Origin of the sequence: Streptomyces sp. NPDC003247 (assembly GCF_042888135.1) — a bacterium.
Taxonomy (GTDB): domain Bacteria; phylum Actinomycetota; class Actinomycetes; order Streptomycetales; family Streptomycetaceae; genus Streptomyces.
Genome location: NZ_JBIAPF010000006.1, coordinates 301,621 through 325,061 on the forward strand (window position 1 = coordinate 301,621; position 23,441 = coordinate 325,061).

The window sequence follows — 23,441 nt, forward strand, 5'->3', positions numbered from 1 at the left end:
GGCCTCCCGCGAGGAGGGGACGCGGGGTTCGGCTTCGGTCGGGGAGGGAGCGGGGGCGGGGCGGGGAAACGGGGCCTGGCGGACGAGCGCGGACGAGCGCGGACGGGCGCGGGGCTCACGCCGGCCGGCGAGGGCGTCCGCCGCGCACGAGGCGGGCCAGTTCGTCGCGGCAGCGGGCGAGCGCCGCGGACTCGACGGCCGTGTCCACGCCCATGCGGGAGCACAGCAGCAGGAGGCGTTCGGTGTCCAGGGTGCCGTCACAGCCGCCGAGGGCCGTGTCGAAGTGGCGGATGCCGCTCTTCATCGCGGTGAGCGCGTTGACCAGGCCGAGGCCGTGGTCGTCGCGCAGGCACAGCCGCAACGGGACGGGACCGGCGACCTGGACGGCGTCCTGGAGCAGCGTCCGCAGGTGCAGGGGCGAGCTCGGCGCCGGTGCCGCGTCCCCGGCGTCGGGCGCCGCCTCCTCCAGCGCGATCTCGTCGCACCCCGCGTCGCGCAGCGCGGCGACCAGGTCGAGCACCGCCGCCGTGCGCGCCGGGTCGAGGGCGCGGGGAACACGGCCGACGACCGTGCTTACGCCGGCGACCGCGGACACCAGGTCGGGCAGGTCGGCGAGGGCGACACCGTCGGCCGCCGGGGCGGCGCTCGTGACGCGGGGGGCCGTGGGACGGTCGGCGGTCGTGGAGCCGGGGCCCGTGGCACGCTCGGCGACCGTGACGCCGGGGGCCGTGGGACGGTCGGTGCTCGTGACGCCAGGGCCCGTAGGACGGTCGGCGACCGTGAACTCCACCGTCACCGGCCCCGCCGCCACCGCGACCGCCGCCGCGGCCTCGGCCGGACCGGCGACCAGGACCGAACACGGCGGCAGCCGCCCCGGGGACGTCCGTCTTGGAGATGTCTGGGCCGGGGGCGTCCGGGCCGGGGGCGTCCGGGTCGCGACCGGCCCGGGGACGGACAGCCGCACCCGCACGCCGGCCTCCCCGAGGTCCTCCAGCAGCCGGGCCGAGGCGCGGCGGGACGCTCCGACGAGGGCGAGCCGTCGGGCGGTGCCGGTGTCGGCGACGGTGACGCGGTCGGGCAGCGGGTCGGCGACCTGGCCCCAGGAGCGGGAGTGGAACAGCAGGGGCGGAACCAGGCGGGGCACGCAGGCGTCGACGACCTCGCCGACGAAGATGGTGTGGTCGCCGCCCGGATAGGCGTGCCGGACGCGGCAGTCGATCCAGGCCGCGGCGTCCGCGAGCACGGGACTGCCGGTGACCCGCGGCCGCCAGTCACCGCCCGCGAAGCGGTCCTCGACACCCGGCTCCAGCCCGGCGAACCGCCGGCCGAGGCCGATGTGGTCGCGGCCCAGCACGCTCACCGCGAAGACCCCGTGCTCCTGGATCAGGCGGTGGGAGCGGATGCGCCGGTCCGTGCAGACCAGGACGAGGGGCGGGTCGAGGCTGAGACTGCAGAAGGAACTGGCGGTCATGCCGTGCCGGCCCAACGCGCCGTCGGTGGTGACGATGGCGACGCCACTGGGCCAACGCGACAGCGTCTGCCGGAACGTTGACTCGTCGACGGCGGCTCGCATCAGGCCTCCCGGCGGTGGTGGACGGGACGGGTGCGGCCGGAGTGCTCCCCCGGCGGGTCGGTCGCCCGCGACCCCCGTCCCGCATGTTTCCTCTAGCGGAACGATGTCACGATGAGCGTAACGACGGGCTTCTCCCGGTGTCAATGCCGAACGGTGACGACGGGACGATCGCGTTTCCCTTGGGGAAATCCTGCCCCTATGCTGGGCCTCGGTCGGCGGAGCCGCCCCGACCGGCCCCCACGGCCCCGCACCGCAGAAGGAACCGCGTGAGCGAGGAGAACAGCAGCAGGTCGATCGCCGCCGTCGAGCGGGCCATGGACGTACTCCTGCTTTTCGGCCGCAGCGGCCGTCCGGACCTCGGTGTCACGGAGATCGCCCAGGAACTCGACATCACCAAGGCGGTGGTGCACCGCATCCTGACCGCCCTGCGCAACCGGGACCTGATCATCGCCGACCCCGTGACCCGGCGCTACGCCCTCGGCCCGGCCGCGATCTCGCTGGGCCGCGCCTACCTGGCCCGCACCGACCTGCGCATCATGGCCGCGCCCGAACTGCGGCGGCTGGCCGCCCAGTGCGGCGAGACGGCCACCCTGTCCATCCGGCGCGGCGACACGCGGCTCTACGTCGACCAAGTCGTGCCGGAGCAGGAGCTGCGCATCGAGGTGGCCCTCGGCATCCCGTTCCCGCTGCACGCCGGCAGTTCCTCCAAGGCGGTGCTCGCGTTCATGCCGGAGCCCGAGATCGACGAGTATCTCGGCCGGCACGAACTGGAGCCGCTCACCGAGCGCACCATCACCGACGCCGTCAAGCTGCGCAAGGAGCTCGCGACGATCCGCAGGCGCGGATACGCCACGTCCGTCGGCGAGCGCGAGGCCGGTTCGGCCTCGGTCGCCGCGCCGGTGCTGGGCCACGACGGCCATGTGGTGGCCGCGCTCAGCGTGGCCGGACCGCTGAGCCGCTTCAAGCCGCGCATGGCCGAGTGCGTCCCGCTGCTGCTGTCGGCGGTGGAGCGGCTGTCGGCGGAGTTCGGGCACCGGCCCGGCACCACGTGAGCACACCGGGTCCGGGGCGCCCGCCGCATGACCGTTTCATGTGACCCCCGGGGCGCCCTTCGCGAGGGCGCCCCGCACGGGATCACAGCACCGCACGGGATCACAGCACCCCACAGGATCACAGCACCCCACAGGATCACAGCACCCCACGGGATCACAGCACCCCACGGGATCACAGCACCCCACGGGATCACAGCGCCGCACCGGGTTTGAGCACGCCCAGCGCGGCCGCCGCCAGCACGCTCAGCCAGATCCCGGCGACGTACGGGACGCAGCCGTCGACCGCGCGGCGCAGCGCCCTCTCGGTCTGCGGTGTGGAGCCGTCGCGGGCCAGGGCGGCGAACGCCGCGCCGAAGGGACGCAGGGTCAGCCTGATGCCCAGTCCACAGGCGATGGCCGTCGCGTAGAGCATCACCTTGGCGCCGAGCCAGTGCGGGCGGGTCGTGACCCCGAAGGGTTCGTCCGCCAGCAGCGTGTACCCGCCGACCGCGAGCAGGGCGGTGGTGAGCGCGACGCGTACGGCCCAGTCGGCGCGGCGGACGAGGGGGTGCCGGCCGGGACTGCGGTGGTCACGGACCGTCAGCCAGAGCCAGCATCCCGCGCCGGCCCAGGCGGCCGCCGCCGTCCAGCCGCCGAGCAGCGGGGCGCCGTGCGGTTCCAGGGCCATCAGCGTCACCCCGCTGGGCAGGAACAGCACCAGGCAGATCTTGGGGCCGAGGTCGAGCACGCCCATGATGCGCAGGGCCGTCGCCCGCGCCTCGAAGGACAGGTCGGGGGCGAGGACGAAGCGGCTGGAGACGTAGACACCGAGGTCGCCGCCGAGCCAGAAGACGAACAGCACCAGGTGCAGCAGGATCCACCAGCCGTGTGCGTGAGCTCCCATGACGCCCCCTCAGCCCACGCGTCCGGAGCGGCCGGAGCCGCCGGAGCGCGCCGCCGGCGCCGCGTCCGCGGCGGACGGACCACCCGATCCGGACGGCGGAGACGGCGAGGACGATGGACACATTGAGGGCGGTGAGGACAGCGGCGACTGCGGGGGCTGGGGGGAGGGTGCGGCCCGCGGGGACGACGGGGACCGGAGGGACGGCGGGAAGGTGCCCGCGCGGCCGAGGAGGGCCGGGACCGGCTTCCCCAGGCGCTCCCCCAGCCGGCCGGCGACGCCGAGGGCGGCCTCCAGCTCGATGCCGGTGCGCACGCCCATCCGTTCCATCAGGTAGACGAGGTCCTCGGTGGCGATGTTGCCGGTGGCGGCGGGGGCGAACGGGCAGCCCCCGATGCCGCCGAGCGAGGCGTCCAGCCAGGTCGCCCCCGCGTGCAGCGCGGCGACCGCGTTGGCGTAGCCCGTGTTGCGGGTGTTGTGGAAGTGGCAGCGCAGCGGGACGCCGGGGGCGGCCTCGGCGACCGCGTGCAGCAGACGGGTCACGGCGTCCGGGGCGGCGACGCCGATGGTGTCGGCCAGCACGATCTCCGCCGCCCCCGTGCGCGCGGCCCGCCGCGCCAGGCCGACCACCCGCGGCTCAGGGACCTCGCCCTCGAAGGGGCAGCCGAAGGCGGCGGCGACGGTGACGGACGGGGCGACGCCGGCGGCGTGCGCGCGGGCCGCGACGTCCTCCCAGACGGTGAGCGCCTCCTCGGTGCCCAGCCCCTGGTTGCGGCGGCAGAAGGTGTCAGTGGCGACGACCACGCAGTTGACCTCGTCGACGCCGCCGTCCACCGCGCGTTCCAGGCCCCGCCGGTTGAGCACCAGGCCGGAGTACCGCACGCCCTCGACGCGGGGCACCAGCGCCATCACCTCCTCGGCGCCGGCCATCTGCGGGACGCGGCCGGGATGGACGAAGGCCACCGCCTCCACGCGCCGCGCGCCCGCCGCCACGGCGCGGGCCACCAGTTCGGCGCGCTCGGCGGGCTCCAGGATCTCGGTCTCGTTCTGCAGGCCGTCGCGCGGGGCGACTTCGACGATGCCGACGGCGGACGGCGCCGCCCCGGCGGATTCGCTCTCCATGCGCGCCATTCTGCCCCGACGGTTCCCCTGGCGGAACAGCGTTTCCTAAATCTAGACTCGGCTCATGACTGGACCCCTCTGCGACATCCGTGTGCTGGAGACCGGCACCCTGCTCGCCGGCCCCTTCTGCGGACAGCTGCTCGGCGACCACGGCGCCGAGGTCATCAAGCTGGAGGACCCCGGCCGCGGGGACCCGATGCGCCAGTGGGGCCGTGAACGCCCCTACGGCACCTCCCTGTGGTGGCCGGTGGTCGCCCGCAACAAGAAGTCCGTCACCTGCAACCTCCGCCATCCCGAGGGCCAGCGCCTGGCGCGCGAACTGGCCGCCACCGCCGACGTGCTGGTGGAGAACTTCCGCCCCGGCACCCTGGAGCGCTGGGGGCTGGACTACGCCACCCTGTCCGCCCTCAACCCGCGGCTCGTCCTGGTCCGCGTCACCGGCTACGGGCAGACCGGCCCCTACGCGCCGCGGGCCGGCTTCGGCTCCATCGGCGAGGCGATGGGCGGCATCCGCCACATCACCGGCGAACCCGACCGCGCCCCCTCGCGCACCGGCGTCTCCCTCGGGGACGCCCTGGCCGGCACCATGGCCGCCTACGGCACCGTGATGGCGCTGCACGCGCGGCAGCGCACCGGGCGCGGCCAGATCGTCGACTCCGCGCTGTACGAGGCGGTCCTCGCCTACATGGAGTCGCTGATCCCGGAGTGGGAGATCGGCGGCTACCGGCGTGAACGCACCGGGGCCGTCCTGCCCAACGTCGCCCCCAGCAACGTGTATCCGACCGCCGACGGCGCGGACGTGCTGATCGCCGCGAACCAGGACACCGTCTTCGCCCGGCTCACCGAGGTGATGGGCGAACCGGCGCTGGCGGCCGATCCCCGCTACGCCACGCACAGCGCGCGCGGCACCCACCAGGCCGAGCTGGACGAGGTGATCGCGAAGTGGACCGCGCGACAGGAGTCCGGCGCGCTGCTGGCCGCGCTGCACGCGGCGGGCGTCCCCGCGGGCCGCACCTACACCGCCGCGGACATGCTCCAGGACCCGCACTTCGCCGCGCGTGAGGCCATCGTCCGGGTGGCGCACCCCGACTTCGGGGAGATCCCGATGCAGAACGTCGTGCCGCGGCTGTCCGCCACTCCGGGCGCCGTGCGCTGGGCGGGGCCCGAACTCGGCGCCCACAACGAGGAGATCTGGGGCGGTGTGCTGGGCCTGGACGCCGAGCGGCGCGCCGCGCTCGCCGCCGACGGGGTGATCTGAGGTGGCCGGCCGGCTCGACGACGACTACGCGCGGGCCGGCTTCGGCCGCCGCGTCGGCTGGGGCGAACGCCCCGCGGTCCTCCTCGTCGACGCGGTGCGCGCGTACGCCGACCCCGCCTCGCACCTGTACCTGCGCACGGCGGAGCCGGCGCTGGCCGCGATGGCCGCGCTCGCCCGCGCCGCCCGCGCGGCCGGGGCGCCGGTGGTCTTCACCGCCGTCCACTACGCGGGCGACCCGGCCGCCGACGCACCGCACTTCCACCGCAAGGTCCCCGGTCTGGACGCCTTCCGCGCGGGCAGTCCGTACGCGGACTTCACCGAGGTGTGCCGGCCCGCGGACGGCGATCTGCTGGTGCGCAAGCACTACCCGAGCGCCTTCTTCGCCACCGGCCTCGACCGGTGGCTGGCCGGGCACGGCGTGGACACCGTCGTCGTCGGCGGTTTCTCCACCAGCGGCTGTGTGCGGGCGAGCGCCCTGGACGCGTTGCAGTACGGCTTCCGGCCCCAGGTGGTACGGGAGTCCGTCGCCGACCGGGACCCGGGCCCGCACGAGGCCAACCTGTTCGACCTGGACTCCAAGTACGCCGACGTGATCGCGCTGGAGGAGGCGTTGGGGCGGCTGTCCTCGGGGGCGGCACCCCGTCGGACGCCGTAGCGCCGTAGGCACCCGCCGGATGCCGCAGGTACCCGCCGTAGCGCCGCAGGCGCCCCGCGGCGGTGCGGGGGGGGCGGACCGCCGCTGGTGGCGCGGCCCGCCCTCGCACCCGGCCGGCGTCACTCGTGGCGGCCCCGGCGGCGCGGCGTCAGCAGCAGCGCCGAGCTGCCGCACAGCACCAGGGTGCCGGCGGCGAGCAGGCCGACCGGGACGCCGTCCACGAAACCGGTGCTGGCCAGCGCGTCGTCCGTGGACGATCCGCCCGAGCCGCCCGAACCCGCCGTGGAGGAGCCCGCGGACCCGGTCGCCGTGCTCGACGAGGAGCCGCCGCCCGAGGAGGATCCCCCCGAGGACGACCCGCCCGAGGAACCGCCCGAGGAGGAGCCGCCGCTCGCCGAGACGGTGAGCGGGACCTGCACCATCTCCTTGGTCGCCGTGATGAAGACGGCGATCACGCAGGCTCCGGCGGCGCTCGTGCAACTCGCGCCGCCCGCCTGGGCCTTGACGGTCACCTTGACGCTGGTGGCGTCGGTCGAGGAGCTGTGCCAGACGCCGTCCGCGTCGGTCTTGCCGATGTACGCCGAGTCGGCGGAGGTGTCGCAGTCGGTCGGGCCGGCCGGGTCCGGCTTGCACAGGCCGAGCGGCGCGAAGGACTGGTTCTCGCTCAGTCCCTTCGCCGAGACGGTCACGGTGTCGCCGACCACCAGTCCGGTGGTCTTGCTGACGGTCAGGACACCGGCGGCCCCGGCGGGGCCGGCGGCGAGCAGGGCGCCGGCGAGCACCGTCGTCCCGGCGCCGGCCACCGCCGTCGTTCTGAGGAGCACGCTACGCATCAGGGAGTACCTCCGGTGTGGGAGAGCGGGGCGGGGTCCGGGTGCCGTGGAGGACGGGAGACGACGACGGCGCCGGCCGCGCAGAGCACGACGGCGGCCAGCGCGAGCGACCACAGCGGCGTCGAGAGCCCCTCCCCGCCGGATCCGGCGGCGGAGGGCGCGGCGCTCGCGGTCGTGGCCCGCCCGGTGCCGGACGGATCCCCGGTCACGGTGCCGCCCGCCAGTCCGATGCGGATGTCGACGGTGTTCGGGGGCCGCAGGGACGCCGGTGTGCCGGTGGGCAGCGGCGAGACCCCGACGACGCACTGCTTCGTGCGGCAGTCGGTGCCGGCGACCGTGCCGTGCACGGTGAGCGTGACCTCGGGCAGCCGTCCGCGCGCGTCGATGTTGACGAGCGCGGCGCCACCGGTCAGGTCGCAGTCGGCGTTGCTGCGGTAGTGCTCCGCGCACAGGCCCACCGCGACGGAGGTGAGGCCGGGGGTGAACCCCTGGCCGGTGACGGTGATCCGCTGGCCCTCGGTGAGTCCGGTGGTCCGGGAGACCGTGACGGTGGCCCCGCCGTCGGCGGCCGCGGCGGGGGCGGACAGCGGCAGGAGCAGCGGTCCGCAGACGGCCAGGGCCAGGGCGGCGCGCCGCAACCGCAACCGCGGGCGCGGCGGGGGCGTCGTCGTGGTGCGCGCGAGGGTGGTCATGCCGGTCTCCCTTCCTGGAGGTCCGCCGCGCCGTCCGGGGCCGGGACCCCGAGGGCGCGGACGCGGCGGGCCCCCTTCGTACGGGCGCGGGTGCGGGCGGGCCGGCGCTCGGTGAGGTCGAGCACCCGGGGGTCGAGGAGTGCGGCTCCGCTGCCCGCGGTGGCGACCAGCACCGCCGTGCCCTGGGCCGCGACCCGCCGTACCAGCACGGCCACGTGAGGGTCGTCGGCGAGGGCGGCGGACGGGGCGGACGTGAGGTCGAGCAGCAGCAGGCGGGGACGGGCGAGCAGGGCCTGGGCCAGTCCCAGTACGCAGCGTTCGGCCGGTTCGAGGTCGCGGGGAGGGTCGTCGAGCCGGTCCCGCAGGGCGGGGAACGCGGCCGTGACGCCGTGTTCCAGTTCCGCGGCGCGGCCCGGGCCGTACGACGCGGCGGCGGCCCGCAGTGCCTCGCGGACCGTCCGGTCCGAGGCCAGCTGGGGCAGCAGCCCAGCCCCGATGGCGTCCGAGGGGTCCAGCGCGGCCGACAGGCCGAGCAGCCAGCGCGTCCGGACGCCGGCCGCCCGCAGGTCCTGGCCGTGCAGCCGGCAGCGGCCGGCGGCGGGGCGGGTATGGCCGGCCAGCACCTTCAGCAGGGCGGCCGCCCGCCGGCCGGACCGCTCGTCGCGCAGGACCAGCACCTCCCCCGCGGCCGCCGTCAGCCGCAGTCGCCGGATCACCGTCCGGCCCTGGTGCCGGACCGTCACGTCGTGGAGCCGCAGGAAGGGCTCCCCCGCCCCGGTGGACGCGGACCCGGTGCGGGCGGTGCGGGCAAGTGCGAGGGTTCCGGCGAGGGGCGGCAGGGCGCAGAGGGCGAGCGCGTCACCCGCGTCCACCAGGCGCCCCGCACCGGCGAGGAGGCCGATCCCCGCGAGCGCGCCGACGATCGTCCAGCGGGTGCCCGTTCCGGGGCGGCGGTCGCGGGTCTGTGCGTCGAGGAGCCGTCCGGTGAGGGCCACGCAGGTGAGCAGCGCGCCGAGGGCGAGGGTCAGGTGCGCCGCCTCGGGAGCGGCCGCCTGCGCGAGGAGGGCGGCGGCGGCGCCCGCGAGGGTGAGGGCGGCGGCGCGGCGGGCGGCGGCGCCCGCCGGCCGCAGCACCGGGTGCGCGGCGAGGACGGCGACGGCCGCCGCCGCGGCGGCCGGGGCGACGTGACCGGCCGGGTCCGCGCCGAGCAGGGTGAAGCGGAACGTGTACAGGTCCAGGGCGGCGAGGACACCGACGGCCGCGGCCGCCCCGAGCGCGGCCCGCGGGATGCGCTCGCTTCCCCGGCCGAGGGCTCCGCCGCCCGGTCCCGGATCGTCGCCGGGGCACGGCGGCCGGGGCGGGGCCTGTCGGGGCGGTGGGGTGAGGGGTGGTGGCGTGAGGGGTGGTGGCGTGAGGGGTGGTGGCGTGAGGGGTGGTGGCGTGAGGGGTGGTGGCGTGAGGGGTGGTGGCGTGAGGGGTGGTCTGTCGTCCGGCGCGGGTGGGCGCCCGGCGTCCGGCGCGGGTGACCTCGTGGTCTCCGACGCCGGTGACGGCCCGGCGTACAGAGCGGGCGACTGCCCGGCGTCCGGCGCGGGCGACCATGTGGTCTCCAACGCCGGTGACGGCCCGGCGTCCGGCGCCGGTGACCGCCCGCCGTCCGGCCCGGGCGACTGCCCGGCGTCCGGCGCGGGTGGCCACGTGGTCTCCGACGCCGGTGACGGCCCGCCGTCCGATGCGGGTGACCGCCCGCCGTCCGACTCCGTTGCCCGCCCATCGTCCGGCGGCGATCCCGCCGCCGTCCCGCCGGGCGCGTCCATCCCGCCCGGACTGCCGTTCTCGGCGGTCCGGGAGGTCGACGTCCGTCGTGTCAGTGCGTCCGGGGCCAGGAGCAGGGCGCCGGTCGCCCCGGAGAGGAGCAGGGCGGTCTCCGGCCGGTCGGGCAGCGCCTCTAGGAGGGCGGCGCTCCCGGCCAGTCCCGCCAGGACCGCCGGATACCGGACGGCGGACCGGCGCGCGCCGAGCGCGGCGGCGCCGAGGAGGGCCGCCGTCGGCACCGTCGCGCAGAAGACGGCGACGCTCGGCAGCGCACCGGCGGCCGCGACCGCCAGGCAGCCGGCGACGGCGCACCTGGCGGCACTACTGCCCAGGCCGTGGCGGGGCGCCGCGAGGCGGCGGACGGCGGGCAGGGCGGCCAGGGTCAGCAGGAGCGCGGTGAGCAGGACGTAACGGACGGCGGCGCCGGGCATCCCGACGACCCCGCCCAGTTGCTGGGCGCCGAGCACGAGGGCGCCGGGCACCAGCCCGGTGGCGGCTCCGGTCGCGGCCGTGCGCAGGGGCGCGAACGGGAGTGCCCGGGTGCGCGCGGGCAGGAGCGGGTTCCGGGTCACCGGCCCTCACCCGCCTCGGGGACGGCGCCGCTCGCGTCGTCCATGGGAACGACGGGAACGGCGGGATCGGCGGGATCGGTGGGGCGCGGGTCCAACAGGCGCTCCAGGGTGTCGAGTCGTGCCGTGTCCACGAGGGAGGGGCGTCCGGAGAGCGTGCGCAACAGGCCCTCCAGGCCGAGCCGTTCGGCTGGTGTGCCGCCCGCGTCCGGGTGGGCCGGGGCGACGGTGAGGGAGGCGAGCACGGCGCGCAGTCCGTCGCCGGTGACCTCGACAGTCGCCGGGGCGGGCAGGACGGCGGCCCGGGGCGGCGGGACCGGCTCGGGCGGACGGGTGAGCCGGCGGCGGATCGCCAGGCCGGTCGCGAAGACGGTGAGGAGCACCGAGCCGCCGGCGGCGGCGAGGAGCCCCCAGGGGTAGAGGTCGGTGGCGACGAGGAAGGGTTGCGCGGCGTACGTCCCGCCCACCGCGTAGCGGCCGAAGGCCGCCATGGGCAGCGCGATGGAAACGCGGTAGGTGGCGCGTGCGCCGGGCTCCAGGGGTGAGGTGAGCGGGGTGACGACGTCGGTGTCCGCGGTGCCGCCCGTGCCCCACCGGATGACGAGCGGGCTGCGGCCGAGGGTGGCCGTCCCGGTGTTGCGGACGGTGACGACCAGGGTGCGGCGGGGCCGTCCGCCGAAGAGTTCGGCGAGGCCGGGGCGGCCGGTCAGGACGGTGTCGACGATCTGCACGTCGGGCGTGGCGGTGTCCGGGTCCGGGACGGTCGTCTCGGGGACGCCGGCCACCTCGACGTCCGTGGCGGCCGACCGCGCCCCCGGCCCGCCGCCGGTGGTGGCGCGGACCACGCACGGGCAGTCGACCGGCGGGGCGCCCACGACCAGGGTGAGCCGGAAGGTGCCGTCGGCGGCCACGAGGGCGACCGCGCCGCGCAGGGTGTCGCAGTCGGCGCTGCCGTGCACGGCCCGCAGCCCGCACACCTCGGTCTGCACGGTGGCCCCCGCGGCCCAGCCGGTGCCGGTGACGGTGACGGGCCGTCCGGGGACCAGGTGGGTCGCGTCGGCGGTGACGGCGGGGGCGGGCGGGCTCGCCGTACCCGCGGCGTGGGCCGGTGCGGCGGTCAGGGCCGTGGCACCGAGCACGCCGAGGCTCACGGCGAGGGTGCGGCGGGCCGCGGCCGGGCCGCGGGCACGGCGGTGGGTCATGGGTGCTCCTGCGCGAGGGTGCGGCGGCGGCGCCGGGCCTGGGAGAGCGCGGCGACGAGGAGGGCCGCCACCACGGCCACGACCCCGAGGGTGGGCCAGGACAGGGCGAGCCGGTGGGTGCGGGCGGTGGTGGCGGGGACGCCGGCGGCCGAGACCGTCACCGTCGCGGTCAGCAGGTCCAGCGGCGGGGCGCGGCCGAGGGCGAGGGCGAGTTCGGTGTGCTGGCCGGGCAGGACCGGCGGCAGCGAGCGGGTCCGGGTGACGATCTCGCGTCCGAACAGTCCGGTGACGGTGATGACGGCCTCGCCCTGGACGGGTGTGTTGCCGGTGTTGGTGACGGTGTAGCGGACGGTGGCCCGGCCGGCGGCGAAGGGGGCGCCGTCGGGTGTGTGGACGAGACCGACCCCGCGGACGGCCAGGCCCGGGGTGAGCGGTCCGGCGACGGTGAGTTCGAGCCGTACGGCGATGGCCCGCTGGATGCTCACCTCCACGCCGGAGTCGGTGGTGCCCCCGTCGTGCAGGGTGTTGTCGAGCGCGACGACACCGCCGGTGTGGGTGCCGGGGGTGGCGTCCTCCGGGACGGTCACCGTGAACGGGATGTCGGCCGCCCGGCGTTCGGGCAGGATCAGGGCGTTGGTGCTCATCTTCACCCAGGCGCCGACGTCGTGCTGCGCCTCGCCCGCCTGCCGGTAGCCGAGGCCGCCGTCGCGCGGGGTGGTGTAGGCGTCGGCCGCGTACACCTGGAAGGAGCGGGGCTCGGTCGACAGGTTGCTGACGCGCACCGAGTCGTGGATCACCGAGCCGGGACGGGCGTCCAGTTGGAAGGTCAGGCGCTTCGCGGCGGCGCCGGTGCTCCGGTCGGTGGGCTGCACCGACCAGGCCTGGGAGGACCCGCCGGAGCCGTCCTCCGCCGCCGCCCTGGGCACCGGCAGCCAGGCGGCCAGGACGGTGAGCACGGCGAGCGCGGCGAACGTGGTGGCGGTGCCGTGGCGGGTGCGGAGGCGGTTTCGGGGTGGTGGGCGCATCGGCGTGATCGGGTGTTCAGGACAGCGTGAGACGCAGCACGGCCGCGTACTCGCCGGCCTGGGTGATGGCGGGCACCCGCAGGTCGAGGGAGGCGCCGGCGTCGAAGTCGCCGCCGGTGACCGAGGTGGGGTCGTCGCTGGCGGCCTGGGTGCACAGGGGGACCGCGGTCGTGGCGCTGAGGGGTCCCGGGCTGCCGGGGGTGACGGTGGAGGCCGCCGCGGCGCCGGCGTGGACCGCGCAGGTGGGCGTCCACGACAGGTTCCCGGCCGGGACGGCGGCGCCGGCGGAGTTGGTGAAGTCGGTGACGGTGCCGACCAGGGACCAGCCCCGGGTACTGCCGCGGAAGTCCTTGACCTCGACGGCGTTGAGGGAGCCGGTGGCGGTGTGCTCGGTGCCGTCGACGGTGACGGGCGACAGGGTCACCTCGCCCGCCGCCTGGGCCATGGTCAGGGCGCCGCCGGAGACGACGACCTTCAGGGTCTGCTCGGCGCTGCCGCCGTCGGCCGTGGCGCTCCAGGCCGCCTCCGCGAGGTCGCCGGCGCCGCCGTCGGCCTCGGTGGCCACCACCTTCACGGTGCCGGCGGCGGGGGTGAGCGTCGCGGTGAAGGCGCCGCGGGCGTCAACGGGGGCGACGAGGGGGGCGCCGGTGGCCTGGCCGTCGGCGTCCACTCCGGTGACGGTGACCTCGTCGCCCGGGTCGAAGGAGGCGCCGGTGACGGTGGTGGTCGTGCCGGGTCCGCCGCCGGACGGGCTGAGCTGGAGGGAACGGGTGCCCAGCACGCCGAGGACGACGGTGGCGCCGAGCGAGCCCTGGGTGATGACCAGGGTGTGCGGACCGGGCGGGGCGCCCGCGCCGATGAGGACGGTGCCGGTGAGGCGTCCGTCGCCGTCGACCGTGAGGTCGGGGGTGAGGACGTCGTCGGCGCAGGCGCTGGTGCCGTCCAGGGCGCACAGCCGTACGCCGTCGACGGGTTCGCCCGCGGTCCAGCCCGTGCCGCCGAGGGTCACGGTGTCGCCGGGGCGGGCTCCGGTGGTGTCGGTGGCGGGGCGGCCGGAGATCTTCTCGACCGCCGCGGCGGCGCTCCCCGTGCTGCCGTCGGTGACGGTGACGGTCGACAGGACCGGTGCGGTGCCGTCGACGGTACAGGCGATGCTGAGGCCGTAGTTGGTGATGTTCAGGGTGAGGTCGCCCGGGGTGAGCTGGACGGTGCCGGGCTGGGCGACGGTGAGCGTGCCGGTGAGGTCCGGGATCGGGATCTCCGCGTAGGGGGCGACGGCCGCGTTGGAGGCGGGGGCGCTCACGGTGACGGGGTCCTGGCCGGTGACGCCGAGTCGCGCGGAGACGGCCACCGTGCCGGCTGTCAGCGCCACGGGCCCGTTGGCGGGGCCGTCGGCGAAGCTCAGCGTGAGGTCGACCGGCGTGCCGGGTGTGGTGGTGGCGTCGGCGGTGAGGGTCGCCGTGGTGGTGAACACCGAGTGGGACGAGGCGAACACGCAGTCGTAGGTCACGGCGGCGCTGCCCGCGTGCGCCGGCCGGGCACCGCCGAGCACCAGCGATCCGGCCGCGGCGACGACGAGTGCGGCGAGCGCGGCCGCGGTGCGCGACGGGGCCGCCGCGATGGTCTTGGCTCTCATACCGGGAAGCTGCCCCCTTCACGGAGCGGCGCGTGCGGTCGCACGGGCCGTCGGGCACGGACGCCGCGAGGCATCCACGGCGTTTCCATTGAGGAAACACCGTTTCGAAGAGATGCGTCACATGGAGCCATCAGCGTGACGCGGTGTCAAGACGGGAGCGGGACACGCCGGGTAAAACCCCTGTTTCCGACGGGCGTCGACGCGCGCCCCTTGAGGGAAACACCGGACCGCACAGGGAAACAGGGCGCTTGACGGTGGCGGGCCGCGCCCCTAGGGTCGAGCCGGGCACCGTCCCGCTCTGCCGGACCGCACCGCCACCGCACGGCCAACGCACCGCCGACCGCACGGCCACGGCATCGCCGCAGCACGGCCACACGGCCACGTCCACTCCACCGCACCGCAGCCCGCCCGAGGCGGACCTTCGGCGTGCCCCGGGAGCCCGCATCCGAAAGAGGACGCCATGACTTCCCCCGACGACCCGCAGCCCGTCGTCCGTCCGGGCTGGACCGGGCGCTTCTACGAGGACTTCTCCCCCGGCGACGTCTACCGGCACCCGCTGGGACGCACGGTCGGCGAGGCCGACAACACCTGGTTCACGCTGCTGACCATGAACACCAGCCAGATGCACTTCAACAGCCAGTACGCGGCGACCGGTGAGTTCGGCCGCCCTCTGGTGGTGTCCACCCTGACCCTCGCCATCGCCGTCGGCCAGAGCGTCACCGACCTCTCCCAGAACGCGTTCGCCAACCTCGGCTGGGACGACGTCCGGATGACCGCGCCGGTCCACGCCGGGGACACCCTGTGGTCGGAGTCCCTGGTGGTCTCACGCCGCGAGTCCCGCTCCCGGCCCGGCGCCGGCATCGTCACCGTACGCACCCGCACCCTCAACCAGCACGGCACCGAGGTCTGCACGTTCCTGCGCACCTTCTACGTCCACAAGCGGGGCGCGGCACCCCTGGAGGGCATCCGCCCCGAGGCCGCCACCCCGTGGCCGGCGGGCCCCTCGGCGGGCCCCTCGGCGGACCGCTCGGCGGACCTCCCGGCGGGTCCCCCGGCGGGCCCGCTCGGGCCGGCAACCGACCGACCCGCCGCCGACCGACCCGCCGCCGACCGACCCGCGCCGGACGGCGAGCACCTCGACCCCGCGCCGGCGGACGGCAAGCGCCCCGACCCCGCGCCGGACGGCGAGCGCCCCACCCCCGCCGCCCGGACCCCTCGATGACCACCCCGGCCCTGCCCCGGCTCGGCTACGCGCCCTGGGGCGCGGACCTGGCCGAACTCACCGCCGCCGGACGGCTCGCCGAGGAGGCGGGTGCCGACACCCTGTGGGCGGCCGAACTGCACCGCAGCGCCACCGTCACCGCCGCCGCGCTGGCCTGCGCCACCACCACCGCGCGGATCGGCACCGCCGTCGCCCTCGCCTTCGTCCGCTCCCCCATGACCTGCGCCCTGGAGGCCCTGGACCTCGACGAACTCTCCGACGGACGGGCGGTGCTGGGCCTCGGCACCGGTGTGCGCCGGCTGAACGAGGAGTGGCACGGCGTGCGCTTCGACCACCCGGTACAGCGGCTGCGCGAGACCGTGGACTGCGTCCGGGCCTTCGTCGCCCGCTGCGCCGACGGCGACCCCATCGAGGCCGGCGGCCCGCTCACCGCGCTCCGCGTGCGCGGCTACCGGCGACCGCTCCCCCGGCGCACCCGCGTCCCCGTCCACCTCGCCGCCGCCGGGCCCCTGATGACCCGGCTCGCCGGCGAGATCGGCGACGGCTGGATCGGACACGAACTCGGCTCCCCCGCCCATCTGCGCGAGACCGTGCTGCCCGCCCTGCGCGCCGGTCTGGCCACGGCCGGACGCACACCGGACGACCTCGAAGTCGTCGCCTCCGCCTGTGTGTCGGTCCACCCCGACCCGGCGGAGGCCCTGCGCCGGGCGTCCGGCGGGGTCGGGTTCTACGCCTCGGTCCGCACCTACGCCCCGCTGTTCGCCGCCCACCGACTCGCCGCGCCGCGGAGCCGGGTGGCCGAGGAGTTCCGCAGACCCGGCGTCCGCGCGGGCGACCTGGCCGGCGCCGTCGACCCGGCCATGACCCGAGCCCTCACCGTCTGCGGCACCCCCGACCAGGTCGCCGACCGTCTCACCGGCTACGCGGGCCTCGCCGACAGCCTCAAGATCACCCCGCCCGTGCACGGACTGACCCCCCGTGAGATCCGCGAGTCGCAGGCCCATGTCCTCGACCTCATCCGGGAGCTGCGCCCATGACCACCGCCCCCACCGCCCCCACCGCCGCCTCACCGCCCGTCCGCCGTCCGCTGGACGACGTACGGGTGATCGCCGTGGAGCAGTACGGCGCGGGCCCGTTCGGCACCTGGCACCTGGCCGAACTCGGCGCCGAGATCATCAAGATCGAGGAGCCCCGCTCGGGCGGGGACGTGGGCCGCTACGTACCCCCGTACCAGGACGGCGAGGACTCCCTGTTCTTCGAGACCTTCAACCGCGGCAAACGCAGCGTCGGCCTGGACCTGGCCACCCCGTCCGGCCGGTCCGTCTTCGAGGACCTGGTGCGGCACAGCGACGCCGTCTACTCCAACCTGCGCGGAGACGTCCCGGCCCGCATCGGCATCACCCACGCCGACCTGCGGCACCTCAACCCGGCGGTGGTGTGCTGCTCCCTCACGGGCTTCGGCATGACCGGACCGCGTTCCCGGCAGCCCGGCTACGACTACGTCCTCCAGGGACTGGCCGGCTGGATGGACCTGACCGGGGAACCGGGCGGCCCGCCCGCCAAGTCCGGTCTGTCGCTGGTCGACTACTCGGGCGGGTACGTAGCCGCCGTCGCCCTGCTCGCCGGGCTGCACGCGGCCCGCCGCGACGGCGTCGGCTGCGACTGCGACGTCTCGCTGTACGACACGGCCGTCTCCATGCTGACCTATCCGGCCACCTGGCACCTCACCGCGGACTACGAGCCGGTCCGCACCCGGCACTCCGCCCACCCCTCCCTGGTGCCGTTCCAGGCCTTCCGCGCCCGGGACGGATGGCTGGTGGTGGGCTGCGCCAAGGAGAAGTTCTGGCGCCGGCTCGCCCCGCTCCTCGGCCACCCCGAATGGACCGGGACCGGCCATCCCTACGCCGACTTCGCGGGCCGCCGGGAACACCGTGAGAAGCTCGTGCCGGAGCTGGAGGAGCTGTTCGCGGCCCGGACGGTGGCCGAGTGGCTCGCCGCCCTCACCCCGGCCGGCGTGCCCTGCGCGCCGGTGCACACCGTGGCCGAGGCCCTCGCCGACCCGCACACCGCGGCCCGCGGCCTCGTCACCGAGAGCGCGCACCCCCGGTTCGGCACCGTGCGCGCCCCGGCGAGCCCGGTCCGGGTCGGCCCCCGCCCCGCCGGGCCCGCGCCCCGCGCACCCCGGCGCGGCGAGCACACCGACGCCGTCCTGCGCGACCTCCTCGGCTACGACGACGCCAGGATCGCCGCGTTGCGGGCGACGGGAGCGTTCGGTGTCTGAACCCGCCCCGGCCGGCCCCTCCCCGGCCCCGCACACCGCACCGCCAGCCGCCGGCACGACGACGCCACCGGCGCGGCCGGAACCGCCCCCGCCCCACCACGACGGCAACCACCCTCACGACCACAACCACAACCACAACCACGGCCACAGCCACGGCCACAGCCACAGCCACAGCCACAGCCATGGTGTGCCCCTCGCCCCGGGCCCGGGCCCGGGCTCCGAGGCGTCCGCCGCGCAGCTGATCGCCGCATGGGCCACCGGGCTCACCCCGGCCACCGTGCCCAGCGTGGTCCGGCGGGCCGTGTGCCGGCAGCTCCTCGACGGCCTCGGCTGTGTGCTCGCGGCGGCCCGCACCGGCCACGCCGGGCCCGCGCTGGCCGTCGCGGCGGCGCTCGGCGGCCCGCCGGAGGCGACGGTCCCCGGACTGTCCGCCCCGGTCGGCGCACCCGCCGCCGCGCTGGCACTGGGCAACCTCGTCCACGCCCTGGACTTCGACGACACCCACCCCGGCGCGCTCGTGCACGCGACCGCGGCCGTGCTGCCGGCCCTGTTCGCGGTGGGCCGGCAGACGGCGGCCGACGGCCCCGCGCTGCTGGTCGCCGCGGCCGCCGGGTACGAGACCGCGCTGCGCGTCGGGCTCGGCGCCCCCTACGGGTTCCACGCCCGCGGCCTGCACGCGACCCAGATCGCGACGGTCTTCGCCGCCGCCGTCACCGCCTCGGTCCTCACCGGGCAGCCCGCCGAGGTCACGGCCCACGCCCTCGGCCTCGCCGGCAGCGGCGCGGGCGGACTGCTGGAGTTCCTCGACGCCGGCAGCGACACCAAGGCCCTGCACCCCGGCCTCGGCGCGCACGCCGGACTGCTCGCCGCGCGGCTCGCCGCCGCCGGGGCCCAGGGGCCCGCCTCCGTCCTGGAGGGCCGCCACGGCGTCTACGCGGCCCTCGCCGACCGCCGCGCCACGGCCGCCGACATCGCCGGCGACCTGGGCGAGATGTGGCACGTCACCGCCGTGGAGAGCAAACTCCACCCCTGCTGCCACCTTTTGCACCGCACCCTCGACGCGGCCGCCGTGCTGCGCGGACGACTGGCGGAGCACGGCGGTCCCGGTCCCGGCGCCCTCGTGTCCGTCGTCGCGGCGGTGCCGCCGGGCACCGTGCCCGTGGTGTGCGAGCCCCGCGCCCACCGCGTCGCCCCGCGCACCCCGTACGAGGCGAAGTTCTCCCTGCCGTTCAGCACCGCGCTCATGCTGCTCGACGGACGCCTGACACCCGGCACCTACGGTCCGGCCGCCCTCGTGCGGGCGGACGCCCGGTCCCTCGCCGCGCGGGTCTCGCACGTGGTGCGCCCCTACGCCGGACCGGACGCCGAGGCGCCCGGCGACCTCAGGGCGCACCTGGCCGACGGCACCTCGCTCGACGTCCGGGTCGACGGCGGTCCCGTCCGCCCGCCCGGCACCGACCGCGTCGTCGCCAAGTTCCACGCCAACGCGGGCGGCGAGACGGCCGTGACGAGGGAGCTCGCCGAACGGGTGCTGCGCCTGGACCGCGAGGACGACCTGACGGCGGTCCTGCGCCTCGTCGAGGACGCCCTGCCCGGCCCGCCCGCCGACCCGTGACGGGCCCCGCCCCGCTCCCCCGTCCCTCCCACCCCTACCACCGCTCCCACCACTCCCGACCTGATCTCCGGAGGACCCGTTGACCGCAGCACAGCCCCGGGCCCCGCGCCGGGGCGGCCAGGCCGTCGTAGGCCGGGGGCCGGATCCGGCCGGGCAGGCCCGGGCCGCCTTCCGGGCCCTGCACGCCCGGCTGCCGGACCCCGGCGGCGTCCGCCTCACCGAGTACGTCACGGTCGCGGCGCTGGACGCCTACCCGGAGGTCGAGGCGGCCCGGACCGCCGTGTTCCCCGGGGCCGGCGAGGACCTGCGCACGGTGGTGGTCGAAGCGCTGCCCGACCCCGGCGCGCTGCTCGCCGTGCACGCCGGACCGGGCACGGACGCCTCCGGCGCCGGGACCGTCCGGCTGCCGACCGTGCTGCCCCTCGACGACCGCGGCGACCTGGTCCACCCGGACGACTTCGTCGCGCAGTACGCCTACTGCCTGAGCCGGGCCGGCCGGCTGCTGAAGCGGGCCGGCCTGAGCCTGGACCAGGCCGTGACGACGTTCGACTACACCACCCCCGCGACCCGCCGCGCCTATCCGCGGTGCGCGGGCCCGCGCCGCGAACTCCTGGGCGGCGCCGGGGTGTTCCCGGGCGCGGGAGGCATCCTGATGTCCCGGCTGCACGCCCCGGGGGTGCTGGTGGCCCTCGACGTCACGGCCTCCCGGCATCCGCCGGCCGCCGTCAACCCGGGCTGGCGCCGCTACGACACGCTGACCTACAGCCCCGGGGTGCTCGCCGGGCGGACCCTGCACATGTCGGGGTTCGCCGCACTGGACATGGAGACCCAGCGGGCCCTGTACCCCGGTGACCCGGTCGCCCAGACGGAGGCCGTGCTCGCCGCCGTGCTGGAGGTGGTGGCCGCGGCCGGCGGGAGCCCCGGGGACCTGGTGTCCGTGGAGGAGTACCTGTGTCCGGCCGCCCTGGGCGAGCGGGCGGCCGTCGCCGCCGCCCATGCCCGGACGCTGGGTCCCGGTCCTCGGCCGGTGGTGACGACGGTGGGCTGCGCCGGTCTGCTGCGCCGGGAGTTCCTCACCGAGGTGTTCCCGACCGCCGTCCTGCGCGGGACGCCCCCCGCCGAGCCCGCCGAGCCCGTCGCCCCCGCCGGGCCCGCCGCCTCCGCCGAGCCCGTCGCCCTCCCGGGAGGCACCCGGTGACCGAGCCGATCCTGCTGACGGACGCGCTGCGCCGGCGGCTCACCGGACGGACCGCCGTCTACACCGCGCCGGAGGAGCTGGGACGCGCCGCGATCCGCTACTTCGCGCTCGCCACCGGCAACGGCGACCCGCTGCACCTGGATCCCGCGTACGCCCGCGCCCACGGCCACCCCGACGTCGTCGCCCCGCCCACCCTGGTGTGCGAGACCAACCAGTACGCGGGTCTGCCGCCCGACGCGGACGGCTACGCCGGCCACACCTGGGGCGTGGACGTCCCCGGCACCCGCGCCGTACGCGGCGGCAACGCGTACACCTTCCACCGGCCGGTGCGCCCCGACGACCGGATCACCGCCACCTGGACGCTCACCTCGGTGACCGAGCGCACCACCGGCGGCGGGCTGCCGATGCTGGTCGTGCGCTCGCACTGCGCCTACACCTCCGGCGGGAAGCTGCTGGCCGAGAACGAGGAGACCATGCTGTACATCGCCCTCACCGCCGCCCCACCGGCGACACCCGCACCCGCCACACCCGCGCCCGCCCCCGCCGCCTCCGGCCCACCCGCCACACCACCACCCACCACCTCCGGCCCACCCGCCACACCACCACCCACCACCTCCGGCCCACCCGCCACACCACCACCCACCACCTCCGGCCCACCCGCCACACCACTGCCCCCCACCTCCGGTCCGCCCGCCACACCCACGCCCCCCGCTGCGGCCGCCGCGGTCACTCCCGAGCCCGCGCCCCCCTCCGGGGAGGCCCGGTGACCGGCCCCCAGTTGCTGCCCGGCGCCGTGGTGCCGCCGCTGCGCCGCGACTTCCCGCTGACCCGGCTGGTGGCGTACGCGGGCGCCACCTGGGACTGGCACCGTCTGCACTACGACCCCGCCTTCGCGGCCGCGCACGGGCTGCCCGGCCCGGTCGTCGACGGCCAGGTCCTCGGCGCGCTGCTCGCCGAACAGCTCCAGGGCTGGCTCGGGCCGCAGTGCACACTGCGCACCCTCCGCTTCCGGTTCGTACGGCCGGTGTTCGCCGGGGAGAGCGTGCTGTGCACCGGCCGGGTCACCGCGGTCGACGGGGACCTGGTGACGGTCGAGCAGCGCGTCGAGGTGACCGGGGACCGGCCGCGGACGGCGGTGTCCCCGGCGGGCGCCACGCTCACCCTGGCCCCGCCGCCGGCCGGACCGCGCCCCGGGGAGGCGCCGTGACCGCCGCGATCGTGGGCGCGGCCACCTCGGACCTCGGTGTCACCGGGCGGCCCGCGCTCGCGCTGCTCGCCCAGGGCGTCACCCGGGCCCTGGCCGACGCCGGGCTCGCCCTGGCGGACGTGGACGGTCTCGCCACCGCCGGCATCGGCCGGTTCCCCGCCACGCAGGCCGCCGACTACCTCGGCATCCGGCCGGCCTGGACCGACTCGACGTCCGCCGGCGGCAGCGCCTTCGAGATGTTCGTGGCCCGCGCCGCGCAGGCGCTGGCCGCCGGGCAGTGCCGGACGGTCGTCATCGCCTACGGCTCCGACCAGCGCTCGGCGCGGCGCCGTTCGCTGACCGGACCGGCCGACCCGGCCGTGCCGGAGGCACAGTTCGAGGCCCCGGCCGGCCCGCTGTACCCGGCGTCGCACTACGCGATGGCCGCCCGCCGCTACCTCCACCGCCACGGCTACGGCCGGGAGGCGCTGGCCGAGGTGGCGGTGGCGGCCCGCGCGTGGGCGCTGCTCAACCCGGACGCGTACCGGTTCGCCGCCGGCCCGCTGACGGTCGCGCAGGTGCTGTCGGCGCCCGTGCTGTCGAGCCCGTTGACCACCGCCGACTGCTGCCTGGTCACCGACGGGGGCGGAGCGCTGGTCCTCACCACGGCCGAGCGGGCGCGGGACCTGCGCCGGCCCGCCGTGCACGTCCTCGGCTACGGCGAGGCCACCGGCCACACCGGCACGGCCGGTCCCGACGACCTGCTGGACAGCGGCGCGCGGGGGGCCGCCGACCGGGCCTGGGCCCGCGCCGGACTGGGCCCCGCCGACATGGACGTCGTGCAGATCTACGACTCCTTCACCATCACCACGCTGCTGTCGCTGGAGGCGCTGGGGCTGTGCGGGGAGGGCGAGGCCGGCGCGTTCGTCGCCGGGGGGCGCATCCGCCCCGGCGGGGCCCTGCCGCTCAACACGTCCGGCGGCGGACTGTCCTACGGCCATCCCGGCATGTTCGGGCTGTTCCTGCTGATCGAGGCGGTGCGCCAGCTGCGCGGCGAGTGCGGTGCGCGGCAGGTGCCCGGCGCGCGGACGGCCGTCGCGCACGGCACGGGCGGCATCCTCTCCAGCCACGCCACGGTGGTCCTGGCCCGGGAGGAGGCCCGGTGAGCGACGAGGAGACGGTCCGCGTGGACGGAAGCGTCCTGCCCGGGCCGCCGCCCGCCCCCGCGGACGCCGTGACCGCGGCCTACTGGGACGCCACCCGGGACGGGGTGCTCACCGTCCAGCACTGCCCCGCGTGCGGCGGGCACCAGCATCCGCCGCGCGTGCTGTGCGTGCGCTGCGGCGGCACCGACGGCCTGCGCCAGGTGCCGGTGCGCGGCCCGGCGGTGCTGGACTCGTTCACCACCGTGCACCGGGCGCCGCCCGGACGGCCCGTGCCGTACACCCTGGGCCGGGTCCGGCTGGCGCAGGGCCCGGTGCTGCTGGTCCCGTTGCTGGGCGCCCCTGACTCCTTCCGCTGCGACCAGCCCGTACGGCTGGTCTGGCTGCCGCTGCCGGACGGCCGGCGCCAGCCCGCCTTCACCCCCGGGCCGGGCGACGGCCCGCCCGACGAACGGGAGCCGTGA

At 76.9% G+C, this 23,441-nt stretch carries 20 protein-coding genes and 1 pseudogene; 12 read left to right on the top strand and 9 right to left on the bottom strand.

Annotation, left to right across the window (positions count from 1 at the left end):
- Window positions 1-115: 115 nt before the first annotated feature.
- Window positions 116-1,573 carry a flavin reductase gene (locus ACFYWQ_RS22265; protein WP_389518598.1) on the bottom strand — a complete coding sequence of 486 codons (1,458 nt, stop codon included), beginning with the start codon at window positions 1,571-1,573 and terminating at the stop codon, window positions 116-118.
- A gap of 266 nt (window positions 1,574-1,839) precedes the next feature.
- On the opposite strand from ACFYWQ_RS22265, the gene ACFYWQ_RS22270 reads away from it, so the two are divergent.
- A complete protein-coding gene (locus ACFYWQ_RS22270; RefSeq protein WP_389518599.1) occupies window positions 1,840-2,625 on the top strand; it encodes an IclR family transcriptional regulator in 786 nt (261 codons plus the stop codon).
- A 190-nt stretch (window positions 2,626-2,815) separates the two neighbouring features.
- Here the strand turns inward: ACFYWQ_RS22270 and ACFYWQ_RS22275 are convergent, their stop codons facing one another.
- Window positions 2,816-3,508, bottom strand: coding sequence for a hypothetical protein (locus ACFYWQ_RS22275; protein WP_389518600.1), 693 nt, complete (start codon window positions 3,506-3,508; stop codon window positions 2,816-2,818).
- A gap of 9 nt (window positions 3,509-3,517) precedes the next feature.
- Window positions 3,518-4,627, bottom strand: a complete 1,110-nt coding sequence (locus ACFYWQ_RS22280) for a hydroxymethylglutaryl-CoA lyase (RefSeq protein ID WP_389518601.1) — start codon at window positions 4,625-4,627, stop codon at window positions 3,518-3,520.
- 64 nt (window positions 4,628-4,691) lie between these two features.
- On the opposite strand from ACFYWQ_RS22280, the gene ACFYWQ_RS22285 reads away from it, so the two are divergent.
- The gene (locus tag ACFYWQ_RS22285; RefSeq protein WP_389518602.1) at window positions 4,692-5,885 is read left to right on the top strand and encodes a CaiB/BaiF CoA transferase family protein; all 1,194 of its coding nucleotides are present in this window, start codon (window positions 4,692-4,694) and stop codon (window positions 5,883-5,885) included.
- A 1-nt stretch (window position 5,886) separates the two neighbouring features.
- Entirely contained in the window at window positions 5,887-6,540 is a 654-nt protein-coding gene (locus ACFYWQ_RS22290) for an isochorismatase family protein (RefSeq protein WP_389518603.1), read from the top strand.
- Window positions 6,541-6,659: 119 nt separating this feature from the next.
- Here ACFYWQ_RS22290 and ACFYWQ_RS22295 read toward each other — a convergent pair whose 3' ends face one another.
- The 6 genes from ACFYWQ_RS22295 to ACFYWQ_RS22320 are packed head-to-tail and all read right to left on the bottom strand — an operon-like array spanning window position 6,660 to window position 14,312.
- Window positions 6,660-7,373 (bottom strand): neocarzinostatin apoprotein domain-containing protein, encoded by a 714-nt coding sequence (locus tag ACFYWQ_RS22295; protein WP_389518604.1) that lies wholly within the window; start codon window positions 7,371-7,373, stop codon window positions 6,660-6,662.
- Window positions 7,373-8,065 (bottom strand): neocarzinostatin apoprotein domain-containing protein, encoded by a 693-nt coding sequence (locus tag ACFYWQ_RS22300; protein WP_389518605.1) that lies wholly within the window; start codon window positions 8,063-8,065, stop codon window positions 7,373-7,375. The genes ACFYWQ_RS22295 and ACFYWQ_RS22300 overlap by 1 nt, the downstream gene beginning before the upstream one ends.
- Window positions 8,062-10,452, bottom strand: a complete 2,391-nt coding sequence (locus ACFYWQ_RS22305; protein WP_389518606.1) for a hypothetical protein — start codon at window positions 10,450-10,452, stop codon at window positions 8,062-8,064. Before ACFYWQ_RS22305 ends, ACFYWQ_RS22300 begins: the two co-directional genes overlap by 4 nt.
- Window positions 10,449-11,651: a hypothetical protein gene (locus ACFYWQ_RS22310; RefSeq protein ID WP_389518607.1), complete on the bottom strand. Its 1,203-nt coding sequence runs from the start codon at window positions 11,649-11,651 to the stop codon at window positions 10,449-10,451. Before ACFYWQ_RS22310 ends, ACFYWQ_RS22305 begins: the two co-directional genes overlap by 4 nt.
- Window positions 11,648-12,676, bottom strand: coding sequence for a WxL protein peptidoglycan domain-containing protein (locus ACFYWQ_RS22315; protein ID WP_389518608.1), 1,029 nt, complete (start codon window positions 12,674-12,676; stop codon window positions 11,648-11,650). Before ACFYWQ_RS22315 ends, ACFYWQ_RS22310 begins: the two co-directional genes overlap by 4 nt.
- Before the next feature lie 16 nt (window positions 12,677-12,692).
- The gene (locus ACFYWQ_RS22320) at window positions 12,693-14,312 is read right to left on the bottom strand and encodes a hypothetical protein (protein ID WP_389518609.1); all 1,620 of its coding nucleotides are present in this window, start codon (window positions 14,310-14,312) and stop codon (window positions 12,693-12,695) included.
- 460 nt (window positions 14,313-14,772) lie between these two features.
- On the opposite strand from ACFYWQ_RS22320, the pseudogene ACFYWQ_RS22325 reads away from it, so the two are divergent.
- From ACFYWQ_RS22325 to ACFYWQ_RS22365, 9 genes and pseudogenes are all read left to right on the top strand, one after another.
- Window positions 14,773-15,261, top strand: a pseudogene (locus tag ACFYWQ_RS22325) (MaoC family dehydratase); the annotation flags it as partial.
- A gap of 269 nt (window positions 15,262-15,530) precedes the next feature.
- Window positions 15,531-16,571, top strand: coding sequence for an LLM class flavin-dependent oxidoreductase (locus tag ACFYWQ_RS22330; protein ID WP_389518610.1), 1,041 nt, complete (start codon window positions 15,531-15,533; stop codon window positions 16,569-16,571).
- Window positions 16,568-17,815, top strand: a complete 1,248-nt coding sequence (locus ACFYWQ_RS22335; RefSeq protein ID WP_389518611.1) for a CaiB/BaiF CoA transferase family protein — start codon at window positions 16,568-16,570, stop codon at window positions 17,813-17,815. Before ACFYWQ_RS22330 ends, ACFYWQ_RS22335 begins: the two co-directional genes overlap by 4 nt.
- Entirely contained in the window at window positions 17,808-19,430 is a 1,623-nt protein-coding gene (locus ACFYWQ_RS22340; protein ID WP_389518612.1) for an MmgE/PrpD family protein, read from the top strand. Before ACFYWQ_RS22335 ends, ACFYWQ_RS22340 begins: the two co-directional genes overlap by 8 nt.
- A 79-nt stretch (window positions 19,431-19,509) precedes the next feature.
- On the top strand, window positions 19,510-20,628 hold the full coding sequence (locus ACFYWQ_RS22345) for a RidA family protein (protein ID WP_389518613.1): 1,119 nt from the start codon (window positions 19,510-19,512) through the stop codon (window positions 20,626-20,628).
- Entirely contained in the window at window positions 20,625-21,395 is a 771-nt protein-coding gene (locus ACFYWQ_RS22350; protein WP_389518614.1) for a MaoC family dehydratase N-terminal domain-containing protein, read from the top strand. The genes ACFYWQ_RS22345 and ACFYWQ_RS22350 overlap by 4 nt, the downstream gene beginning before the upstream one ends.
- Window positions 21,392-21,835: a MaoC/PaaZ C-terminal domain-containing protein gene (locus tag ACFYWQ_RS22355; protein WP_389518615.1), complete on the top strand. Its 444-nt coding sequence runs from the start codon at window positions 21,392-21,394 to the stop codon at window positions 21,833-21,835. Before ACFYWQ_RS22350 ends, ACFYWQ_RS22355 begins: the two co-directional genes overlap by 4 nt.
- Window positions 21,832-22,980: an acetyl-CoA acetyltransferase gene (locus ACFYWQ_RS22360; protein ID WP_389518616.1), complete on the top strand. Its 1,149-nt coding sequence runs from the start codon at window positions 21,832-21,834 to the stop codon at window positions 22,978-22,980. The genes ACFYWQ_RS22355 and ACFYWQ_RS22360 overlap by 4 nt, the downstream gene beginning before the upstream one ends.
- Window positions 22,977-23,441, top strand: coding sequence for a Zn-ribbon domain-containing OB-fold protein (locus ACFYWQ_RS22365; protein ID WP_389518617.1), 465 nt, complete (start codon window positions 22,977-22,979; stop codon window positions 23,439-23,441). The genes ACFYWQ_RS22360 and ACFYWQ_RS22365 overlap by 4 nt, the downstream gene beginning before the upstream one ends.